General features: G+C 45.9%; 15 protein-coding genes. 12 read left to right on the top strand and 3 right to left on the bottom strand.

The window, feature by feature from the left end; translation table 11 throughout:
* Positions 1-16: 16 nt before the first annotated feature.
* The 5 genes from MHH25_RS15940 to MHH25_RS15960 all read left to right on the top strand — a co-directional run bounded on the left by MHH25_RS15940 (position 17) and on the right by MHH25_RS15960 (position 7,240).
* Positions 17-1,993: a YjhG/YagF family D-xylonate dehydratase gene (locus MHH25_RS15940; RefSeq protein ID WP_339187126.1), complete on the top strand. Its 1,977-nt coding sequence runs from the start codon at positions 17-19 to the stop codon at positions 1,991-1,993.
* Between the two features lie 62 nt (positions 1,994-2,055).
* Positions 2,056-3,672: a glycoside hydrolase family 43 protein gene (locus MHH25_RS15945; protein ID WP_340017500.1), complete on the top strand. Its 1,617-nt coding sequence runs from the start codon at positions 2,056-2,058 to the stop codon at positions 3,670-3,672.
* Positions 3,673-3,985: 313 nt separating this feature from the next.
* A complete protein-coding gene (locus tag MHH25_RS15950; protein WP_340017501.1) occupies positions 3,986-5,209 on the top strand; it encodes a sensor histidine kinase in 1,224 nt (407 codons plus the stop codon).
* Positions 5,206-5,853, top strand: coding sequence for a response regulator transcription factor (locus MHH25_RS15955; RefSeq protein WP_036615473.1), 648 nt, complete (start codon positions 5,206-5,208; stop codon positions 5,851-5,853). The genes MHH25_RS15950 and MHH25_RS15955 overlap by 4 nt, the downstream gene beginning before the upstream one ends.
* A gap of 112 nt (positions 5,854-5,965) precedes the next feature.
* Positions 5,966-7,240: a choline esterase gene (locus MHH25_RS15960; RefSeq protein WP_340017502.1), complete on the top strand. Its 1,275-nt coding sequence runs from the start codon at positions 5,966-5,968 to the stop codon at positions 7,238-7,240.
* A gap of 220 nt (positions 7,241-7,460) precedes the next feature.
* On the opposite strand, the gene MHH25_RS15965 is transcribed toward MHH25_RS15960, so the two are convergent.
* A complete protein-coding gene (locus tag MHH25_RS15965; protein WP_340017503.1) occupies positions 7,461-7,820 on the bottom strand; it encodes a DUF3221 domain-containing protein in 360 nt (119 codons plus the stop codon).
* 173 nt (positions 7,821-7,993) lie between these two features.
* Between MHH25_RS15965 and MHH25_RS15970 the strand changes: the two genes are divergently transcribed.
* Positions 7,994-8,296: an immunity 53 family protein gene (locus tag MHH25_RS15970; RefSeq protein WP_340017504.1), complete on the top strand. Its 303-nt coding sequence runs from the start codon at positions 7,994-7,996 to the stop codon at positions 8,294-8,296.
* A gap of 41 nt (positions 8,297-8,337) precedes the next feature.
* On the top strand, positions 8,338-8,709 hold the full coding sequence (locus MHH25_RS15975) for a hypothetical protein (protein ID WP_340017505.1): 372 nt from the start codon (positions 8,338-8,340) through the stop codon (positions 8,707-8,709).
* 285 nt (positions 8,710-8,994) lie between these two features.
* Here the strand turns inward: MHH25_RS15975 and MHH25_RS15980 are convergent, their stop codons facing one another.
* A complete protein-coding gene (locus tag MHH25_RS15980; protein ID WP_036615461.1) occupies positions 8,995-9,609 on the bottom strand; it encodes a TetR/AcrR family transcriptional regulator in 615 nt (204 codons plus the stop codon).
* Positions 9,610-9,785: 176 nt separating this feature from the next.
* Here MHH25_RS15980 and MHH25_RS15985 point away from each other — a divergent pair, with 176 nt between their 5' ends.
* Complete coding sequence (locus MHH25_RS15985) at positions 9,786-10,523, top strand: SDR family NAD(P)-dependent oxidoreductase (RefSeq protein WP_036615458.1); 738 nt, start codon at positions 9,786-9,788, stop codon at positions 10,521-10,523.
* Between the two features lie 128 nt (positions 10,524-10,651).
* Here MHH25_RS15985 and MHH25_RS15990 read toward each other — a convergent pair whose 3' ends face one another.
* On the bottom strand, positions 10,652-11,524 hold the full coding sequence (locus MHH25_RS15990) for an AraC family transcriptional regulator (protein ID WP_340017506.1): 873 nt from the start codon (positions 11,522-11,524) through the stop codon (positions 10,652-10,654).
* A 208-nt stretch (positions 11,525-11,732) separates the two neighbouring features.
* On the opposite strand from MHH25_RS15990, the gene MHH25_RS15995 reads away from it, so the two are divergent.
* From MHH25_RS15995 to MHH25_RS16010, 4 genes are all read left to right on the top strand, one after another.
* Positions 11,733-18,116, top strand: a complete 6,384-nt coding sequence (locus MHH25_RS15995; RefSeq protein ID WP_340017507.1) for a GDSL-type esterase/lipase family protein — start codon at positions 11,733-11,735, stop codon at positions 18,114-18,116.
* A gap of 275 nt (positions 18,117-18,391) precedes the next feature.
* A complete protein-coding gene (locus MHH25_RS16000; RefSeq protein WP_340017508.1) occupies positions 18,392-20,104 on the top strand; it encodes a histidine kinase in 1,713 nt (570 codons plus the stop codon).
* Positions 20,101-21,507: a response regulator gene (locus MHH25_RS16005; RefSeq protein WP_340017509.1), complete on the top strand. Its 1,407-nt coding sequence runs from the start codon at positions 20,101-20,103 to the stop codon at positions 21,505-21,507. The genes MHH25_RS16000 and MHH25_RS16005 overlap by 4 nt, the downstream gene beginning before the upstream one ends.
* A gap of 251 nt (positions 21,508-21,758) precedes the next feature.
* Positions 21,759-23,495, top strand: a complete 1,737-nt coding sequence (locus tag MHH25_RS16010) for a sugar ABC transporter substrate-binding protein (RefSeq protein WP_340017510.1) — start codon at positions 21,759-21,761, stop codon at positions 23,493-23,495.
* The last annotated feature ends 10 nt before the right edge of the window (positions 23,496-23,505 follow it).

Genomic DNA, 23,505 nt, shown 5'->3' on the forward strand with positions numbered 1-23,505 from the left:
ACTGTGGGAGGCTATCATGTACGAACAGATTACGTCGATTATGGGAGAGACCGCGTCCAACTGCTTCGATATCATAGCACATGCTCCAGGGGCTGCCGGACGTCTGCCTTTAACGGATGATTTGCTGCGGAATGCTCCAAGCGGCGACTTGTTCGGCATGTCCCAGAATGTTGGAATGGGCTGGAAGCCCGGGGAATTGAACGGAAAACAATTTCTGATCTTGAGTACACAAGGTGGCATACGCAATGAAGACGGCAGCCCGGCAGCACTCGGTTACCATACCGGCCACTGGGAGGTCGGCCTGCTGATGAAGGCTGCCGCAGAAGAACTGTCAAGCCGGGGAGGAATCCCGTTTGCTGGATATGTCAGCGATCCGTGTGACGGCAGATCACAGGGGACAACCGGCATGTTTGACTCGCTTCCGTACCGGAACGATGCCGCTATGGTATTTCGCAGACTGATTCGCTCGCTGCCAACTCGTAAAGGCGTGCTTGGTGTCGCCACTTGTGACAAAGGTCTTCCAGCGATGATGCTCGCACTTGCCGGCATGCCGCAATTGCCTGGTGTAATCGTTCCCGGTGGCGTCACACTTCCGCCTACCGATGGAGAGGATGCCGGTAAAATTCAGACCATCGGTGCACGGTACGTCAACGGGGAACTTTCTCTGGAAATGGCTTCGGATTTAGGATGTCGAGCTTGTGCTACACCGGGAGGAGGCTGTCAGTTTCTAGGTACCGCGGCTACGGCCCAGGTTGTAGCAGAGGCACTGGGTATGACAGTGCCACATGCCGCGCTTGCACCTTCCGGGCAGCCCATCTGGTTTGAAATGGCGCGCCAATCGTCACGTGCACTCATCCATATGGAGTCACAGGGGATGAGGATGGCAAACATTGTCACTGATGCATCCATTCGCAATGCGATGACCGTTCATGCTGCGTTTGGCGGATCGACCAATCTGCTTCTTCACATACCGGCGATTGCCCATGCCGCCGGTTTAACCGTACCCACGGTACAGGACTGGATACAGGTCAACAAAAATGTTCCAAGGCTGGTTAGCGCCCTGCCAAACGGACCGATCTTTTATCCGACCATACGTGTCTTTCAGGCAGGAGGTGTACCGGAGGTCATGCTACACCTCAGACAGCTTGGTCTGTTGGATGAGTCTGTACCAACGGTTACAGGTACTTCATTGGGTCAGGTACTGGACTGGTGGGAATCGTCGGAACGCCGTCATCTCATGCGGAAGCAGTTAAAAGAGCAGGACGGCATCGATCCGGACAGTGTCATCATGAGTGTAGAACACGCTCAGCGGCTTGGAATCTCATCGACTGTAACATTTCCAACCGGGAATATCGCTCCAGAAGGTTCTGTCATCAAATCCACCTCTATTGATCCTGCTGTACTGGATGAGCATGGCGTATACCGTCATCGTGGCAGAGCAAAGGTGTTTACCACTGAACGTGAGGCGATCCATGCGATTAAGACCGGAGGTATTCTGGCTGGCGACGTTGTTGTGCTTCTCGGGCGAGGTCCATCGGGAACTGGAATGGAGGAGACGTACCAGCTTACATCTGCGCTTAAACATTTGCCTTTTGGCAAATACGTGTCACTGATTACGGATGCCCGGTTCTCGGGTGTTTCCACCGGAGCATGTATTGGTCATGTTGGCCCCGAAGCGCTGGCAGGCGGACCGATTGGCAAGCTGCGGAACGGAGACCTGATTGACATCGCGGTTGATCGTAACACGCTGGAGGGTAGCATTAACTTTGTCGGAGAAGGCGAATTGGAGTTTTCACCGGAGGAAGGTGCTCTCATCCTGGCACAAAGGCCCTTTCATCCAGATATGAGGCCTGATGAAGCTTTGCCGGATGATACAAAGCTCTGGGCTGCATTGCAATCGGTCAGCGGTGGGACTTGGAGAGGGAATGTATATGATGTCGAGCGGATCATAACCGCCCTGGAAGCCGGCAAAAAAGCGCTAGGCTGGTACTGATATCTACCTTTCGTGAATCTGCTGTTGTACAGATCATTACTTTCATACCGGAGGTTTCTTCCATGAATAAGATCAAGAAAATGATCACCAATCCCATCCTGCCCGGTTTCCATCCCGATCCGTCCATCTGCCGAGCAGGGGAGGACTATTATATCGCCACTTCCACCTTTGAATGGTTCCCTGGTGTACGGATTCACCATTCCCGGGATCTGGTTCATTGGCGGCCCATCGCTTCTCCGCTGACTCGTGTAACGCAGTTGAACATGGAGGGCAACATTAATTCCGGAGGCGTATGGGCACCCTGTCTTAGTTACGACAACGGTGTGTTTTACCTGATATACACCGATGTCAAAAGCCGGGTAGGCGCTTTTAAAGATACCCACAATTACCTTGTGACAGCAACGGATATCGAGGGACCTTGGTCCGAGCCGGTTTATCTGAACAGCAGCGGTTTTGATCCTTCCCTGTTTCATGATGAAGACGGACGCAAATGGCTGGTCAATATGATATGGGATCACCGTAAGGGCAAAAACCGGTTTGCAGGCATCGTTCTTCAGGAATATTCCGTCCAGGAACATAAGCTGATCGGACCGGCCATGAACATATTTAAGGGAACAGAATTAGGCCTGACCGAAGCACCCCACCTGTATAAACACAAGGACTATTATTATCTCATTACGGCTGAAGGTGGAACCGGTTATGAGCATGCGGTTACCTCAGCACGTTCCCGTACGTTACAAGGTCCTTATGAGGTCGATCCTGCCAATCCGATCCTCACTTCATACGGCAGACCGGATTTAGCTATGCAAAAGGCAGGCCACGGTAGTCTGGTCGAAACGCATACCGGCGAATGGTACATGGCTCATCTGGTCGGACGACCCGTTCAGCACAAATATTGCATTCTTGGACGTGAGACCGCACTTCAGCCATGTACGTGGAGTGAGGACGGCTGGCTGAGACTTGCGAGCGGTGACCGATATCCGGAGGTTCAAGTGCCTGCACCGATGATCCAGTCCCATCCGTTTGAGCCGATTGCTGAAATGGATCATTTCGATCACTTTGAGCTTCTGCATGATTGGAATACACTTCGCATTCCACCCGATTCGACTTGGCTCAGCTTGACGGAACGTCCCGGTTACTTACGATTGCACGGCATGGAGTCGATGAGTTCAACGCACAGGCAAAGCATGATCGCACGGAGACTTCAGGCCTTGAAGTGTGAAGCCGAGACGTGTCTGGAATTTGCGCCGGACCATCCACAGCAAATGGCCGGATTGATTTTGTACTACGATACCCAGGACTATCTCTACTTACGTGTAACTTATCATGAGGAGAAAGGGCTCTGCCTGGGGATCATTCAGTCCAAATACGGGGTATACGACGAACTGCTGGAGGATATTCCGCTAGAGTTGGTGAGCACGCTCCGTTTAAAGGTTGTGGTGGATCAAGATCGCGCCCGCTTTTATTATGCGTTAAATACTGATTCATCCTGGAATACAGCAGGCGGGTGGGTTGATATCACACATCTGTCCGATGAATCTCCGGAGTATATCCGGTTTACGGGAACCTATATCGGTCTTTGTGTGCAGGATCTAGGTGGAACCCGAAAACATGCCGATTTTGATTACTTTATGTATAAAGAAACAAAGCATGCAGCTGGTGTATTGGAAAACATGTGACGGTCTTTAAAAAGGCACATTATTCCATATGATCAGTTGATAGCGTTAGTGACAAAAATGGAAACCAGCATGGAATGAACATGGAAAGTAAAGCAGCAGAATAGAGGAATATATGCTCGCAGAAGTAAAGGAACAGGGCATAGTGCGGAACAGGAAGGCTGCGTGGAATTGTGACGATTCTGCTGGGGCTGGACTTCGAGACACTTCGTACATTAACATAGATGGAGTGAGATAATGATCGGTACAGTAATGTACCGTTTTTTTGTGTTTAGGAAGATTGTTTTGAGATAGTACCTGATAGAGGTGATCAAGCATGAGTGATTATTCGATAAACAAACCGTATACAAGCTCCCGATCTGATATTCAAAATGTTCTGCGTGATTCTCGTCTGCCTGCTTTGATCTGGGGCATTCTGATTTATTTTTCTGCATTGTACTCCCAGCTACCGATGTTGCCCACATGGTTTGAATTTATGATGTTTACAGTTCTCATTCTGGTTCACATTCTGCTGCATTGGTATGCCGGATACGTTGTCGATCGAAGACCCTGGATTTATTTTGTGACACAAGGATGTATTGTCTGGGGGTGTGCGTTATTCATGCCTAATGCTCATTCTCTCATTTTTGTAAGTCTATTGACGGCTTTGGCCGGTCAGAGTATTGGCGTATACGCTCAACGGATGAAGGTGCTTCTGGTATGTACCTTTTACTGTACCTTGTTTTCTGCCTCCCTGGTTTGGCTCGGGACTACCGAGGATTTGCCATCTACAGTACCATCGCTCTTCTTCATCATGTTTTTCGTAATCGGCTATGCTGCTTTGTTCTATAAACAAGTTCGTGCCAAATTGCGGACCCAGTCGTTTTTACGTGAATTGGAACGAGCGCACAGGAAAGTGGAGGAGCTAACGATTGCCAATGAACGTCAAAGGATGGCCCGTGATTTACATGATACCCTTGCACAAGGGCTGGCAGGTCTTATCATGCAGCTTGATGCCGTGGATGCGCATTTAGAAAATGATAATAACCATCGTGCCCACGAGATTGTTCAGTTGTCAAAAGCCCAAGCAAAGCGCACGCTTTCAGAAGCGAGAAGCGCAATTGACGACTTGCGTTCGTATTCTGCAGAGGTCATAGATATTTCTAAAGCAGTGAAGGAAGAGGCTGAACATTTCTCACATATAACAGGGATTCGTGTTGTCACTCGGTTATCGATGCCCCATCTGGTGGTGCCGAAGTTGATCTTCGAACATAGCTTACATATCATCCGAGAATGCTTGGCCAATACAGCTAAATATGCTAATGCTACGAATGTAGAAATCGTGGTTGCTGCACGGGAAAAGGAAGTCGAGCTAAACATAACGGATGACGGAATAGGGTTCGATACCAACCTCATCGAGAGACAATCCGGTAGTTATGGTTTAATTGGTTTATATGAACGAACTCGAATTATGGACGGGGAGATCGAAATTGAAAGCGGAAAGCAAGGAACCCAAGTTTCTGTTCGCATCCCATTACAGCAGGAGGAAACCAACGCATGACTATCAAGATTCTTATCGTGGACGACCATTTCGTCGTTCGGGAGGGACTTAAGCTGATCCTGGAAACCAATCAAAGGTACGAGGTAATTGCAGAAGCATCTAACGGTAAGGAAGCGATTCGACGGGTAGATACTTACAATCCGGACATAATTCTATTGGATTTAAACATGCCTGAAATGGGCGGCCTGGATACCATGACAGCGCTCAGAGCTAAAGGAATGGATATACCGATCATTATTTTGACTACATATAACGAGGATGAAATGATGATCCGCGGGCTGGCTTTAGGTGCTAAAGGGTATTTGCTAAAGGACACGGGAAGAGAGATGATATTTCGCTCGATTGATGCAGCGATGCGGGGGGAAACGTTGCTACTTCCGGAGATCAGCGAGAAAGTATTTGCTCACAAGACATCAGAAAAGGCGAAAGAGTCATCCTCCGCGAGGATATCTCTTACAGACAAAGAGCTGATCGTGCTTCAAGCAATTGCCCGTGGCTCTCGAAGTAAAGAGATCGGCTTTGATATGGGCATATCCGAACGGACTGTAAAGACTCATTTAACGAGTATTTACAATAAATTGGGTGTGGATTCGAGGTCGCAGGCCGTCGCCGTCGCCGTAGAGCGTGGAATATTGCATTTATAATCAAACATTTCATAGATTTGCCCGATCGTACACTTGGGTCTTGCCCTTTTGTACGATTTTTTATTTTTCTCATCCGTTTATGATAGTTGCATGAATACAAATTGGAGGAGAAATGATGAAAAAAAGACTGACAACGATTCTAGCAACTGTTCTCTCACTGACCATGCTCTCCGCTTGCAGCATCACTAATAGCGGGACTTCAACACAGGAGGAAATTCCGAAACCTGAAAATAACGTTGCTTCCGCACAGAATGAGTTTCCGAAACCAATGGGAAGTTATACGGTCGGGCGTACACAGATGGACTTCAAGTACACAGCATCAGACCAATCAGAAAGAGAACTGACAGCATTATTTTTCTATCCGTCCGACAGCAATGAGGGCAAACCAACGGCAGAGTATGCATTTCCGGAGTTTCATTCACTGAGGGATGAGCTTTTGGTTAGATTAGGGGGCACCGCGGGTGGTGAGCAGCTTTTTGATTCCAATTTCAAGACATGGTCTTACGACGATCTGGCCTTGTCTGAAAAGGAAAAACAATATCCGGTTTTATTCTTTGTTCATGGCGCAGGCGCTTACCCACAGCAAGGCACTTTGTTCGCACAAGACCTGGCAAGCGCCGGCTATATTGTGGTATCCATCGGCCATGCCGAAAGTGGCGTGTACAAACTTAAAGATGGACGAACGATGGGTATGTCAGAGAAATTTATGGACGAAGTAACGAAATACGGAATGGAAGCGGCCACCCTAACCCCACCTGAAATTGTGACAGAGAAGCTTGAGGAAGAAGAAGCTATTGAGATTGCTCGCAAATTAACTTCCGCGCCTGAAGCAGTCAAGTTTGCTAACTATGCCGTTTTACAGAGCGAGGATATTCGATATGTTGCAGATAACTTGTACAAAATGAATACAGGTGACATGGAATCTATGTTTAAAGGCAGATTGCAGCTTGATCTCGGTATGGGTGTGTTCGGACATTCTTTTGGAGGAACGACAGCGGCAATTGTTAGCCGTGACGATGACCGATTTGTCGGCGCTGTAAACCTTGACGGTAATATGTTAGGTGCCTTGGATAGTGATTTTAAGAAACCCTTCATGCAGCTCAGCACTGTACTTGCCTATAATACGAATGCATTTCTTCTTGAATCCAACAGCAAGGACACCTACTTTGCCATTATTGATAATGTAGTCCATGGTGACTTCTCCGATTCCTTGTTTACAACTACGGATAAAGCATCCAGAGGAACCCGGGACGCGATGGAACAGCGCAACATTATCACTTCTTATACAAAGGCGTTCTTTGATAAATATATGTTGAAAAAGGATGCGGATATTGATAGCCTTACCTTTGACGGCGTAGAGATGATTAAAAAACCTCAAAAGCCTTAGTATTGATTTGCCTGAATTTCGGGAGGGTTTATCGCGTAATAAAAGGAGAGAACCGGGTGGTCGGATTTAACTGCACGTGATTCAACTCTGATCTTGAAATTAAAATGATAAAGAGACCTTACTTTTGCTTTAAAACGTTAAGGTCTTTTTATCATTTGGGGAAATATATTTCGAATGAGAGAATGATACATAACTTAAAATAGTTCATATTTAATAAGTTTTAATCATTGATTTGTTCAATACTCACAACCGTTCTAATGGGTGGCGAGGGTTCTAGTTGGTCAAAGCCAGTAGTAACTCTTACTCTTTGCCCTACCTCAATTGTTTCATATGTTTCTCTATTGACCAAATAATACGAACCTTCCTGGTCTTGTGCTAATTCTATAAAATCCTCAAGATTTCCATTCTCCAGGTCTTCCTTACTTACATTTTGAAGAACAAGAAATTTGTACTTGTCATTTTCATCTGTTTTAAATACTACAGTGCCCTCGAAAACTGGATAATTCTCTTTCTCATCCTTGTTAGAACAGCCCGAAAGTATAATCATACTAATGAAGATAAACAATATTATTTTTTTCATAATGACCTCCTTGATTTGAAATAAAGTTTTCCCCTTGTTTTTAAGTATACCCTACGTAAAAAAAGCAAATTATTACTAAAAGGTAATTCATACGAAAAAAGTATGCAACATGGCATGAGAATTCCTTTAAATAATAAGTCCCTAGAGTAGAAAAAACAAAAAAAGAGGTCACGATGATGGATATGCTAAAATGGATTCAAAGCTGGTATTATGAAAACTGTGACGGTGATTGGGAGCATTCATACGGTGTGCGAATTGATACGGTGGATAATCCTGGTTGGTCTGTCGAAATCGATTTGACGGATACCTATTTAGAAGATGTGCCATTTGATTCGATTGAAGAAGAGAGAAATGAAGAAGATTGGTTCTACTGTATCGTGAGAGATGGAGTGTTTCACAGTGCAGGGGGAGCAAAAAATTTAGAAGAAATGCTTAATTGCTTCAAAAATTGGGCTTCAAGTTTGGATAGAAGTTAATAATGCACTAACCATCGGGAGTAATCTAAGGAGAGAATCGGATGTATCTAAAAGAATTTGATTTGGATTTACCGTATATTGTAGATGATGAAAATATTGAATCTATAATAAAAAAACAAAAATGTGAGTACAACGAAGCAACCTCCAGGATTGAAGATGGTATCTGGAAAGTGATTGGTAATGCTCCAATACCTAGGATGACATTTCCCATGTACAAAGAGGAAACTGAAGATGGATATACATTGGTAGATCATAAGGGTGATATTGTGACTGAAACTCCCAGTGCTTCACAGATTGAAGTTGCCTCCGAACTGGAGTCTTGGTCACCTGTTAGTTTAGAAAAAGCAGTCATTGCTAGATTTGTAACTGGAGAATGGGCCCCGTATTATAATGATTTAATTTATACAGAGTAGTCTATGTTCAATGGTCTAGAGAAAAGTACATAGTCCAATTACCGCTTGGGCTTGTATCTAATTAATTTTCACTTAGGCATGCATTTATCTTGAGGATTTCATTCCTCTCGTGTAAATGACATGCCCGTTTTTATTTATGCTTTAAATCCCCTTGTGATTTTGCGTCCTGTTGGTGTCTGGGCATGTCCCTGAGTAATCAGGAGCATCTGCTCCATCTGCAACTAGCCTGTTATCTAAAGCAGACATATCGTTCATCGTGATGTTCACAAATCAACTTACTTGAGATCAAGATTCAAACGTGTTACCGACATAATGAAAAGAGTGAATATGCGTTTTGGTGAGATCAATTACGTTTTTGATAAATGCCTCACGTGATTCACGATATCCGCTTAATATCCAATTGTTTAATAGTCCAAAAAAACCGTAGGCGGTGTAGTACTTGAAATAGTCCATGTTCACTGGGGAGTTGTTGATCGTCTCAAAGACAAATTGCTCCTGATAGATTTTGAGTATGGTTTGTGGGAAGCCTGTATGTAAACCGGGTAACGTATCATCGTATTGAATCAACTCGAAGAAGTCACGGTGTTCGTAGATATAATCCACGATTTGAAAAGATTCGGCATCCAGCTTGTTTGTTGAAACCTTTTGACCGTGCCAATAAGGTTTGCCTACTGCGCCCCTCAATCCTTCGAGTGTCATAATCAACAACTCTTCGGCGAGAATATATTTATCCTGGTAGTGTAAATAAAACGTGCTGCGATTATAGCCCGCCTGATCAACGATGTCTTTGACAGAAACACCATGGAATCCTTTTTTCTTAATGAGCTGAATCAGAGCAGTTTTTAGGTGCTCCTTGGTTCGATTACGATGTTGAGATGTCACAATAAGTTCATTATTCATTCAAAAAAACTCCTATAAATATAGACATAGTTTTATAAAGTGTCTACGAGGTAGACACTTGGTCACATCTTAATGATTGGAATGTTACAATTTTAAGCATAAAATAAGTTTTGTAAACATCATATAGCACTATTTATATAGGCGCTATTCAAAATATTATACTGGGGGATTTATTCATGGGCAAACTTCAAGATAAAGTTGCAGTCATCACAGGAGGAGCATCCGGGATTGGCGCAGCGACAGCTCGCTTATTCGTTTCCGAAGGAGCTAAAGTGGTCTTGGTGGATCTAAATGAAGAAAAAGGTAAGGCGTTTGAGCAGGAACTGAAAGCGCTTAAAGCAGAGGCTCTCTTTATTAAAGCAAACATAACAAGTGAAGAAGAGGTTTCTGAGATTTTCAAACAAACCGTAGAAGCATTTGGTCAAGTCGATATCGTATTCAACAATGCGGGAATCGGACGTGTTCATCCTACGCATGAGCTTGATTATACCGAATGGCGCAATACAGTCAATGTTGACCTGGACGGCGTATTCTTGGTTGCACGTGAAGCGATTCGCGAAATGCTCAAAATTGGTGGAGGTACAATCGTCAACACGGCTTCCATGTACGGATGGGTTGGTTCACCTGGCTCTGCAGCCTACAATGCAGCTAAAGGCGGCGTTGTGAACCTGACTCGTTCGCTCGCGCTGGAGTATGCTGAGCAGAATATTCGGGTGAACTCCCTTTGCCCAGGCTTTATCGATACACCGATTATCCCGGAAGAGAGCAAACAAGCACTTTCAGCGGCAACACCAATGAAACGTCTGGGTCAAGCAGATGAGATGGCCAAAGCCGTTCTGTTCCTGGCTAGCGACGATTCTTCATATATGACAGGAAATAGCTTGATCATAGACGGAGGATACACCGCTCAATAAGTGTAGCAATTATCGAAGCACACAAAGAACATAGTTCCATTAAAAGTCGCTATTCTAGCGGCTTTTTTTATTGTATTGATATAAGAGCAGTTCCCAATTCAAGGACAACTAGCAAACAGCGAGGTTAGCTATTCATAATAGATGGCCTCATAAGGAAACACTAACTTATTAAAGCGATATTCTTTGGGCGACATGGACATATATTGACGGAAAACTTTGCCGAAATAGCTGGGACTCTCAAACCCGCATTGTTGACCAATTTGAGAAATCGGAAGTTCCGTTGTGCGGAGTAGTCGGATTGCAACCTCAATGCGTCTGTCTTTGAGATAGGCTAGCGGTGATGTTTTCTCGGATTTCTGAAATAACCTGCACAAGTAGTGTTTATTGATATCGCAATGGCTGGCTAGAAGATCCAACGTCAATGGAGATGCATAATTCTCTCGGATGAACTTTTTACATTTCTCAATCGTTGTTATGGATAGGGCACCGATATCCTTCTCCGCATCCCGACTCGTCTGTACTAGGATAAGCAACCACCGATAGACTTGCATGGACAAGCGATACTTGTCCGTAACCTTCTCTTGATGAATCAAATGGATAATTTGCCATAACTCTTGAATCAAGGGAGAGTCCGCGTTTCGTCGAATGACATGCCCCTCATTATCATGCATCATATCCCAAATTCGGTTAGCTTCATCCCCGCGAATGTTGATCCATATAAATTCCCATGGCTCGTTGTTCTCTTGTTTATAGTAATAGCAATGTTCTCCTGCAATTTTGACAAGTAGGGCATGTCCCTTCGGTAAAAGGAGCGTTTGATTGTCAATATCCAGATAACCCTGGCCATTAAGTGTGTATTGAAAAACGACATGCCCCGGGTCCGGTCTATCATCACTTGGACAACGATATTCCTCGCTAGAAACGATCTGCCATCCAATAGAGTCCAGTGTCATGATTGATGTATCGTCATTACGAAAAGCATAAGAAACCGTATGAACCATCGTTTCATCTCCTTCCTAAAAAAGTCAATTATCTTATATAATACGTCACATTTTTTAGATTGTCTGTCTTTTTTTAGACCTGTAAGATAAATGTAAGCGGTAACATAAAAAGGAGGTGGCTGTAAATTGTGTTCATATGACAACAAGCAGGGCAGGATCGAACTGATGATTCTAAAAATGAATTTTTAGATAAGGGGGAGTTAATCGAATGATCCGAAGAACTGTTTCCATCCAGAAATCGATGTTTGTATCTTTTTTAGCACTCCTTATGATTATTTCACTGGCTGTTCCTCCGGCGCCGATACGTGCAGAGTCATCAAGCAGCCAGCCGGGTCGCCAAGCTGAGTATCTTAACCGGGGTTTGGTTGCGGTTCTTGTAGACAACGGCGTTTTTTTAAGCTGGAGGTATTTAAACAACGATCCAGATGATATCGCTTTTAATATATATAAAAATGGAACCAAAGTGAACACATCGCCCATAAGCGATGTGACAAACTACGTGGACACCACTGGTTTCGACAGTTCGCAATATCAGATCTCCACCGTTATTGCAGGCAAAGAGCAAATGCAACCGGAGGTTGTATCGGTCTGGCATAACGATTATCTACCTATTCCGCTCGATAAACCGGCCGATGGTCGGACTAAGGATGGCGGAACGTACTCCTATTATGCTGGAGATGCTTCCGTAGCTGACTTGGACGGGGATGGCGAGTATGAAATTGTCTTCCTGTGGAGTCCAAGCAATTCCAAGGACAATTCGCAGGCGGGTTATACGGGGAATGTCTATATCGATGCCATCAAACTGGATGGCACCAAGCTGTGGAGGATTGACCTGGGAGTCAACATCCGCGCCGGAGCGCATTATACGCAGTTAATGGTGTATGACCTCGATGGCAACGGAAAGGCTGAGGTTGTTGTCAAGACGGCGGACGGCACAAAGGACGGCCAAGGCACGGTCATTGGTGACGGCACGAAGGATTATCGCAACGACGGCGGATACATACTCTCAGGTCCAGAATATCTCACGCTGTTTAACGGTGAGACTGGCGCGGCTGTATCTACCGTGAACTATGATCCTCCAAGAGGCAACGTCAGTGATTGGGGTGACGGCTATGGCAACCGTGTAGACCGTTTCCTTGGCGCCATCGCTTATCTGGACGGTACGAAGCCAAGTGTCGTGATGAGCCGGGGTTATTATACCCGCACAGTGCTTGTTGCTTATGATTATGTTGGCGGGGAACTCGTCAAACGCTGGACGTTCGACACAAACGAAGCAGGATCACAATATCAATCACAGGGCAACCATAATCTAAGTGTGCTGGATGTCGACAAGGACGGCAAGGACGAAATTATGTTTGGCGCCTTGGCCATTGATGATGACGGCAGCTTGCTGTACAGCACCGGACTCGGCCACGGTGACGCCATGCACGCCGGCCAGCTCGATCCGAACCGGGAGGGCTATCAGGTCGTAAGCGTGCATGAGCATTCTGATGCGGCATACGGTCTGGAGATGCGCGATGCGGCAACAGGTGAAATCCTCTGGGGTGAGAAAACAGGTTTTGACACCGGTCGCGGGATGTCGGCGGACATTGATCCGAACTATCCAGGTTACGAATCATGGGCCACGACCGTTACCAACGGGCAAAGTGTACCTGTAACCAATACCTATTCTGCAGCAGGAGAGGCTATCTACACCGTGGACGAAGGGCCCAAAACCGCCAATTTCGCCATCTGGTGGGATGGAGATCTTCAGCGGGAGCTGTTGGACCATGAGTGGGATAATAGCACAGCCAAAGGTATTCCACTCATCTATAAGTGGGATTACCAAAACAAAAAGCTGAATGAAATCTTCCGGGCGACCGGTACGTTAACGAACAACCATACCAAAGGCAATCCGGCACTTCAGGCGGACATTCTGGGCGACTGGCGTGAGGAGCTTCTGCTGCGGAGCGAAGATAGTTCGGAGTATCGTCTCTACACAACGACCATTCCTTCAGACTATCGCATCCCTACGCTGATGCAGGACCCTGTATATCGACTTGGCGTAGCCTGGCAAAATGTAGCCTACAACCAGCCGCCTCATACCGGCTTTTATCTTGGAGCGGAAGCTACAGCATTCCCTAAAGCCGATCTGACTCTGACCCGCGAAGCTGAAATGCTGGAGCCGGTCTACCGCTTTAATTTCGGTACAGAGACTGCGTCAGGAAGTACGAACATACAGGATACGCTCTACGCACAAGATCCGGGATACGGCTTCAAGGATACAAGTGGTGTTAGGGTAGGGGCAAATCAGGTCTCGGTCGCTACAGGTACGACATTTGCTGTTGACCTGCCAAATGCAAACTATAAGGTGACGCTGCGATTGGGCAATGATGCAAATGACTCGAACGTTGGAGTCAAATCCGAATTCGTCCAGAAGCTCGCCTTAACCAATGTGACAGCAGGAGCACCACTGGAGTATTCCTATGATGTTGCATTGGTGGATGGACAGCTCGATCTTCTCTTCACGGGTACAGCCATAGACATCCAAGACGTCAGCATCGAGAAATACCCAGAGAAAGCGGCTGGTGCGGCAACAACGATCTATATGGCTGGTGATTCAACCATGCAATCTTACAGTGAAGCGCAGGCTCCTCAAGAAGGATGGGGCCAACAGTTCGGACGTTATTTCTCCAATGGGGCAGTCGTCGTGAACGATGCGATCGGTGGCCGAAGCAGTAAATCGTTTATGGTAGACGGTCGTCTCGATACGACCCTGCAGCGAATTAAGCCGGGGGACTTCTTCTTCATTTCCTTTGGTCATAACGACGCGAGTGCAGGGATACCGGACCGTTACGCATCACCAGAGGACTATAAGATTTACTTGGCTCGTTATGTAAATGGTGCCAAACAGCGCGGCGCTACACCGGTATTGCTCACTCCGGTTGGACGCAGAGATTTCAACACGGTGACTCAAGAATTCAACGTCAGCTTCCCGGCATACGTTCAGGCTGCCAAAGAAGTGGCAGAAGAGCTTGACGTGCCGCTGATTGATCTGAGCAAGTTAAGTATTGCGTACTACGACAAAATTGGTAATACCGCTACGGAAAAAGTATTCCTATATGCTAATCCGGGTGAATATCCAAAATACCCGAATGGGATCAACGATAATACGCATTTCAGCAGCTATGGTGCACAGAAAATTGCCGGACTCGTTGCTGGTGCAGTCAAAGACATGGAGCTGAGCATTTCATCACTGGTCATCGACCCGGATATTTCCGAGCCAGAGCCAGAGCCGGAAGCCCAGCTATATGAGGAGGATTTTGAAGGCGACGCTGCCAACTACCAATATGCGATGGTCAATGCCACGGGTATTGCAGGAACCATGACGGGAACCGTTGTTGACCAGTCCGGAAATAAGGTACTGTCCGTCGCGGGTTCCGGATCGGGCAATCGGGCCAAGGTATTCCGTCTGTTCGATGCCGTAAACGGCGATCAGGTGAACGTGAACTTTGACTGGCAGTCCGGTAATGTGAGTGCCTATCCATCAGAAGGTCATCTCACAATACAGGATTCAAACGAAAATGCCCTGTTCACGCTGTATACCAAAACCGGAAGCACCAAAATTCATTATTTTGTCGGTGCATATAACCCAGACTACGGCACAGGGGATACAGCCATACCCGAAGGGGGAACGGCTACAGATATTTCCAAGAACCAGTGGGTCAATGTGGATGCAACCGTTAATTTTGCCGACAAAACATTGGATCTGACATTAACGAACCTAGCCGATCCGACAGTTACCCAAACGATTGCAGAAATCTCGCTGAGTTCCGGTGCATATGCGGACAACGTCAGATCCATGCGGTTCCTGGGAACGAGAAAAGGCGGTGGAGGCACGTTGAACTGGACTACCCAGATCGACAACGTGCGGATTGAAGGCACTCAGCTCTCTTCAGAGAGTGGCGATCAGACGGCCTTAATCGCTCTGTACGATGAGATCAAAGCAATTGATCTGTCGGAATATACAGATGCATCGAAGGCCGTGGTGAACCGGGCTTTGGTAGCTGCGGAAGCTATATTTAATACGGAAGCCACGCAGGCTCAAGTTGACCATACGTTTAACATGTTAACTGTTGCGAAGGATTCATTGACAAGTGAACCAAACGAAGAGATAAGTGAATACAAATTTGACTTTGGTTCTGGCGACGCAGCCGACGGATACATCAAAGTAGATGCCAAAAGAGCGTACATTGAAGGCAATGGGTACGGCTTTGCTGATACTGCACTCACCAAAGATGAGAACCGGGGAACCGGAGATTTGCTCAAGGAGGATTTCACACGAGTAAACGGTACCTCTTTCCTGGCGGAAATGCAGCCGGCGAATTACCGGGTAACGATGACCATCGGGGATGCGGAGGAATCAACCAGCGCAAATGTCGTTGTAGAGCAGATGACAAAGCTGCCGCTTACAAGCATTGCCAAGGGCGAATTCAAAGAAATCACGTATGACGTTGCCCTGATTGATGGGGTATTTAACTTCAACTTTACCGGAAATGCACCGAAGATCAATGCGCTGAAGCTGGAGCGACTGCCAGATCACAGTGCAAGTGATAAACCAGTTATTTATTTGGCCAGCGATTCCACGGTGGCCAATTACGCGGAAAACTATCGTCCGCAAGCGGGCTGGGGAGAAACGTTGGGTGAATATTTTGATCCAAATGAAGTCAGTATTGATAACCGGGCAGTTGGAGGTTTGAGCAGCAAAACCTTCCTGGTCGGCGGATATCTCAACGATATTTTACTCGACATTCAAGAAGGCGATTATCTATTCATGCAGTGGTCTCATAATGATTCCACACCTTCACGTCCAGAGCGTTATCTGACACCAGAGCAATTTAAGGTATATCTCAAAGAATACATTAACGGTGCTCTGCAGAGAGGGGCAATTCCAGTTCTGGTCACGCCAGTGAATCGTCGTGATTTTACCGGAGAGGTGCTGAACAAAAGCTTCCCGGAATACGTACAGGCGATGAAAGAAACGGCGCAGGAAACGGAAACGCTTATCATCGATCTGAACCAAGCCAGTTGGGAGCATTTCCAGGAGCTTGGCACTGAAGGAACCAAATCGATATTCATGTGGGTAGGCACAACGGAAGACAATACACATTTGCAGATGAATGGCGCAATCAAGGTGTCTGAACTCGTAGCACGACTTGTGAAGGAATTGAATATACCTTTATCTGATTTTGTTACGTTGGAAGGAGAATCTCCGGAGCAGAAGGCCCCGCATACTATGGCAACTGTGGAAGGAGAATTGCAGAACGGCTGGTATACTTCTCCGGCACAAGTAACCTTCACAGCAAGCGATGAAGATTCCGATATCGAAGGGACCTATTATCAAATTAATGGTGGCGAAACGGTGAGTGGCACACAGTTGACCCTAACTGAAGAAGGAACACATACCATCACCTACTGGAGCGTCGATGTTGACGGTAACAAAGAGAGCGAACAGTCTTTGTCCATATCCATTGATCTCGTACCTCCAACCATTGAAATTCATGGTCAAACCGAATACACCATTGATCAGCAGGTGGAAATTGGCTATACAGCCTCCGATTCGGTATCCGGTGTAGAAGAACCAGAGGGTGTGCTTCTCGACACACCTGCGTATACACTGGAACCCGGACTGAACCAGGTTACGGCAACCGTCTCCGATTTGGCTGGGTGGGAACAGACGGTAGAATATAGTTTTGCAGTTATTACTACATTCGACAGCCTGATTAATCTGACCAACACCTTTGCTGATGAATCGATCGATCCTAATGCCAGCATTCTTGCTGATCAGCTCACAAACACGTTACAGCAGGCCAAACAGGCAACAAACGATCGTGAAGGAGCAAAAGCGCGTCAATTGCTTGCATCCTACGGTAATGACGTTCAAGCAGCTAGAGGAACCGTATTTACGGATGAGCAGACAAGTGTGCTGATTAAGTGGGAGGAATGGCTCCATCAGACAACGCCACTTGCAAACGGTGCCCCAGGCACTCCGGTGTTATCTGATAATAATGGTTACGACACAGGGCTCAAAGACGGCGACTACACGATCACGATGAATCTATGGTGGGGTAATAACGGCAATCAGTTCAAACTGTATGAGAACGGTGAATTGATTAAGGAAATTTCTCTGGTCGATCAATCCCCGTCCGCCCAATCTGTTCAAGTTGATATTACTGGAAAGAAAAATGGCACCTATATCTATACTGGAGAATTGATCAATGCACTGGGTTCAACCATGAGTGTTCCACTGACAGTCATCGTCACGGATGCTTCCCCGGGGCAAGCCGTTCTGTCGAACGACAACTGGGACGGTGACGGCAACTATAATGTCACCATGAATCTGTGGTGGGGAACAAACGCAGCCGAATACGAACTTTACGAAAATGGTGTATCGATTGACACACAATCGCTGCAATCTCATTCGCCTGGTGCACAGTCTGCGGTTACCTCAATCTCTGGAAGGGTACCCGGTATCTACGAGTATGAAGCTGTACTTCGCAATTCTTCAGGGGAAACCAGATCACACAAATTAAATGTGACGGTACGAGAGTAGACTGAAATGTTTGAGCATTCCATTAACAAGAAGTGATTACAACTGAAGTAATGTACGCATATAAAAGTGCTATTCCTCATCATTTTGAGGAGTAGCACTTTTTGTATATGCACAGTATGAAAGCGTTTGACTTATTTGAATATCAATCTATAATGATGAAAGGAAATTGGACTTGGACAGGATACAGACAGCCTGTCCGCTTGAATGTATATTCAGAGCAAGCTTCCATACGCAGGAGGCTTGCTGTTTCATTTTCAGAAGGAGAATAGGTTCCCATGACACTTAAAAAAAGAATCTTTTTACTGTTCTTTCTCAGTGCGTTTATCCCCTTTATCAGTATATTTGCAATTTCTTATTATACGATCGACTCCATTTTCGCAAATAAGATCGATGATGGTATCCGCAGCAATTTACAACAGGTGACATCCTCATTGGAGAATTCCATCACCAATCTGAATCATGTGACGCAACAATTATCTTACAGGGGTACTTTAGGCAAAAGAATGGATGAATTCTTGAATCCGTCCTCCGATATCTTCGAACTGATTGAGGCCAGGGACGAAATAAAGAACGAGTTAAGTGTTGTCACCTTCACCAATCCTAATATCGGATTAACCCTGTATTACTTTCAAAAAGAAGGTACTACTCAGTTCGGCAACTTTCCAATCAAGGATCGTTTCTCTCCTGAGTCTCTGCCTGTGCTCTTCCAAACCTATGGCATTAAGTACTATGGCCCCCATATGAGTATGAACCGATTTGATGATCAACTCGTTCTATCTGCTATGCGAAAAGTACAACTTTCCGAGAGGAGCGACGTGTTCATTTACGTAGAATCAGGCTTTCGTCTCACACAGGATATCTTGGGCTACAATCAATACAACGGCGCATTATCTCATCTCATCCTGGATGGTGAAGGAAACATTGTGTACAGTGAAATACCGGAAGCCGTGAAGGTAGGGGAGAATTTCTCCAGCTTTACGGTCGATCCTGCCAAGGACGGAATATCCCGCGGGTATCACTGGTTCAAGGAGGATTCCTCACAGAAATGGAGTGTCGTATCGGTCATTTCGCAGTCTCAATATCAACAGGAGAAAAACCAGTGGTTGCTGCAAATTTTGCTGGTCGCTTTATTTTTCCTCGGCTTTACCGTGTTTCTTGCTTGGCTCCTGTGGAAGATGGTCTACAAACCTCTCGGTCTGTTTCATTCGGAGATCAATGGGATGTCCAAAAATCCACAAACAAAAGGGAGCCGAGCTCGCACTCAGATTCCTGAATTTGATTTTCTGTTGGGTGAATTTTCGAATATGCAGCATCAGATTGGTGACCTCTTCAAGGAAGTTCAGCAGAAAGAGAAGATTCGTGCAGACCTGGAAGTGGAAAAACTGCTCTATCAGATCAACCCGCACTTTCTAATGAATACGCTCGATACGGTGCACTGGCTGGCCGTCATGAACGGACAAGGAGAGATCGACAAGCTGGTGCAGTCATTGAATAAGCTGCTCTATTACAATCTAGGCAAATTAGGGCAAGTATCCACCATGGAAGAGGAGATCGATGCGTTAAGACAGTATCTGATTTTGCAGCAAATTCGCTATGACTTTGAATTTGACGTTCGCATTACTGCAGATGAACAAGTGCTTCAAATTCCTGTGCCCCGCTTTATTCTGCAACCGCTGGTTGAAAATTCGTTATATCATGGATTGAGTGACGAAGGTTTTATTCAGATTGAAGTGACATGCACTTCAACGTTGAACATTATGATACAAGATAATGGTGCAGGTATGACTGAGGAAACCATTCATAATCTGCTGAACAATCGTGAAGCTGAACAACAAAAAGTAGGGATGGGCATCGGACTCAATTATGTTCACCGCATGTTAAAGGCACAGTACGGGGACCAAGCACAACTGGTGATTGAGAGTGAATTGGGAACAGGGACAAGCATACTGCTCGTATTGCCTATTAAAGGAGAAGATATCTCGGCATGATTAAGGTATTGATTGTAGATGATGATAAGCTGGTACGCAAAGGTATTAGCTCTGCGATGCCATGGAACGAGTTCGACATGGAGGTTGTAGGGGAAGCAAGCAACGGGTTGAAAGCGCTGGATTTTCTGAAAACCCAACCGGTCGATCTGATGCTAACGGATCTTGCGATGCCCGTCATGTCAGGGATCGAACTGATGCGAGCTGCGAGGCAGCTCTATCCTGAACTTCATATCGTTGTGTTAACACTGCATCAGGATTTCGATTATATCCAGGAAGCGCTAAGACTCGGAGCCATCGATTATATAGCCAAAGTGCAGCTGGAGAAAGAGCAATTCGAACATGTTCTGCAACGGATTCATACCCGAATTAACGGGTTGACAAGCACGATAAGAAAGATGCCTTCACAGAATGAAATCAATTTCCATTATCGAAATGTGTATGCACTTGTTTCACAAGATCGGAAATCAGAGCATAAGTGGCCAATGGAGCTAACTGCGCATGAAGATGAGATAAGATGGGAGGTTGAGCGTAATAGCTGCATGTGGGCTGTACCCCCGTCCGAAGAGGATCAACTATTTCATCAATTGAAGGAATGCCTGCATCAAGTTCCCCAGTGTACGTTGTTGGTTTTGTCTGATGTACAAGAGCGAACATGGTCGCAAATCAAAAACTGGATTATGAATTATACAGAGACGTCTTTATTCTATGTTTACAACCCCAATAACCAAGTCATTGCCGTTTCGATGAATGAGGAAGATACATGTTCAAAAGAACCGCAGGATGAGGACCTTGACCGGATTAAACAAAGTTGGTTCCAAACCCCATGGACCCACCACGACAGTTACTATAACCAACTCATTGACCAGTTTATATCCTTACGATTACATAAAGGTCAGTTGATGGGATTGCTGTACTCAATCGTGATGGAATGGAACCACCTTTTTGCCCAAACTACGCTTGGAAGAATCGCGATGATCCATTCTTTCGAGTCTTGGTACGAGGTTGAAGAATGGATCAAACAGACTGCTGCAAGCATTCGCAAGGCTGATGAACAGACTTCGTACTCACAGGAAATCATCGATGCCGTGAAAAAAGCGGTGATGATCGTGCAGCAGGATTTGGAACAGGCCTATACAGCTTCAGGTCTCTCCCAACAACTCAATATCAGCCGAAGTTATTTCAGTCAATGTTTCAAAGATTTGATGGGGAAAACCTTTAATGAGTACTCCCGCTTCATCCGGGTAGAGAAATCCAAAGAGTACTTGCTCAATACAAATAATACGATTTTCTGGATTGCGGAGCGAGTGGGTTATTCGGATGAAAAATATTTCAGCCGGATTTTCCGCGAACTGACAGGTCTTCTGCCAAGCGAATATCGGCAGCTAGGTAGAGGAAATAAATAGCCGACAGTCTCCTGTTTTAGGAGCTGCCGGCTTTTGTTTTGATCGAGAAGAGGGGTAGATAGACAAATGTTGGTCAGTAGGTAGGGTAAATGATCACAAGTTAACCATACTTCATCATACGGACTGAAAACTGTAACCATTTCTCTATCCAAACGGACGTGTAATCCCTATCTCGATTGGCCTTCACTTCAATTTATAATGAAAGCGTAAACAAATATGTTGAACATCAGAATAAAGGGGAATCGAACTAGATGAGAACAAAATGGTCTATGAAAAGCAACCGGTTGACGAAGCGTCTCGCTGTGCTGTCCATGTCTGCCTTGATGGTTGCAACCCTCGCGGCATGTGGAGACTCTTCCACTCCTCCTACTGCAGAGGAAGCAGGCAAATATGAGGTAACGCCTGGAGATCCGTTCAGTGCCTATAAAGACGAAATTACCGTAACCATGGGAAGGGTAACCACAGCCAATCCCAAACTGCCGGCTGGTGATACCTATGAGAACAACGCATATACTCGGCTGGTCAAAGACACGTTTAACGCTCAGATTACAGATCAATTTGAAGCCAATGGTGAAGATTATAGTCGTCAAGTATCGCTTGCCATCGCATCCGGGGAATTGCCTGACATGATGCGTGTTGATTCCAAAGACGAACTGAAAGAACTGGTGGATAACGATCTGATTGAGGATCTGACCGCCATCTATGATCAATATGCCACAGATAACATTAAGCAGATGTACGATTCCTATGATGGGCGTGCATTAGACAATGCAACGATTGATGGACGTTTGATGGGACTTCCGGCGACTTCCCTGGATTCCGCACCAACAATGGTTTGGGTTCGTCAAGATTGGCTGGATCTGCTGGGGATTCAACTGGATGCAGACGGAGACGGCGCCCTTTCACTGGATGAAGTGGAGAAAACAGCGCTGGAATTTCTGAAAAGAGATCCTGGCCAATCCGGGAACCCGGTAGGTATTCCATTTGTGAACACGATGAATACAACAGATTATAATGGCTCTGCTTATACGATGCTGGGTGTGGCCTCAACCGAGGGAGCATTCCCGCAATATTGGATGAATGGTGAAGACGGCAAAATCGTGTATGGTTCCACGACAGAAGAAACGAAGAAAATGCTGGGCACCATGGCGGATTGGTTCAAGAATGGCATCATTGACCCGCAATTCGGAACCCGCACGTTTGATGATATTACCGCACTCTACGCCAATGGCCAAAGCGGTATCGCCTTTGGACCGTGGCATATCCCTGACTGGGGACTGATCAGTGCAAAACAGATGGATAAAAATGCGAAATTTTCGGCTTATACGCTGGAGGATGCAAACGGCAAGGTCAACGTGGCGCATGCCAACCCATCCAATCAGTTTATCGTGGTGAGAAAGGGATATGAACACCCTGAACTGGCGGTTAAGATTGTAAACCTGTTCTACGATAAACTGGCAAATGATAAAAATGCCGCAGCAACCATGCCGGAAGCTGCCAAGTATCAGGAGACCGGGGTAGACGGTTCAACGAGACCGTTTAATATCGAAGTCAATTCGGCTACATCGCTACTGGATGATTACTCTGACGTTGTTCGCGGGATTAAAGGAGAGATCAGCCTGGATGAGGTTCGCACTACAGAATCGAAGAACAATATCGGAAGCATCAAAACCTATTTGAGCGACATGGATACGGATGATGTGACTGCTTGGTCCAAATATCATTCGCGGATCAACGGTGTTGGACTGATCGACAAACTGACACAAGAAAACAAATTTGTATGGATGACACCTGCTTTCTCTGGCACTACACCAAGCATGAAACAGACGTGGGCCAATCTGACAAAGTTGGAGCAGGAGTCGTTTATCAAAATTGTAACGGGTTCAGAACCGCTCGATTATTTCGATACATTCGTCAGCAATTGGAAGAAACAAGGTGGTGATCAAGTCATTCAGGAAATTGAAGACGAGATCGCATCGAAACAATAGACATCCATGA

This window comes from Paenibacillus sp. FSL H3-0457, assembly GCF_037981725.1.
Taxonomy (GTDB): domain Bacteria; phylum Bacillota; class Bacilli; order Paenibacillales; family Paenibacillaceae; genus Paenibacillus; species Paenibacillus amylolyticus.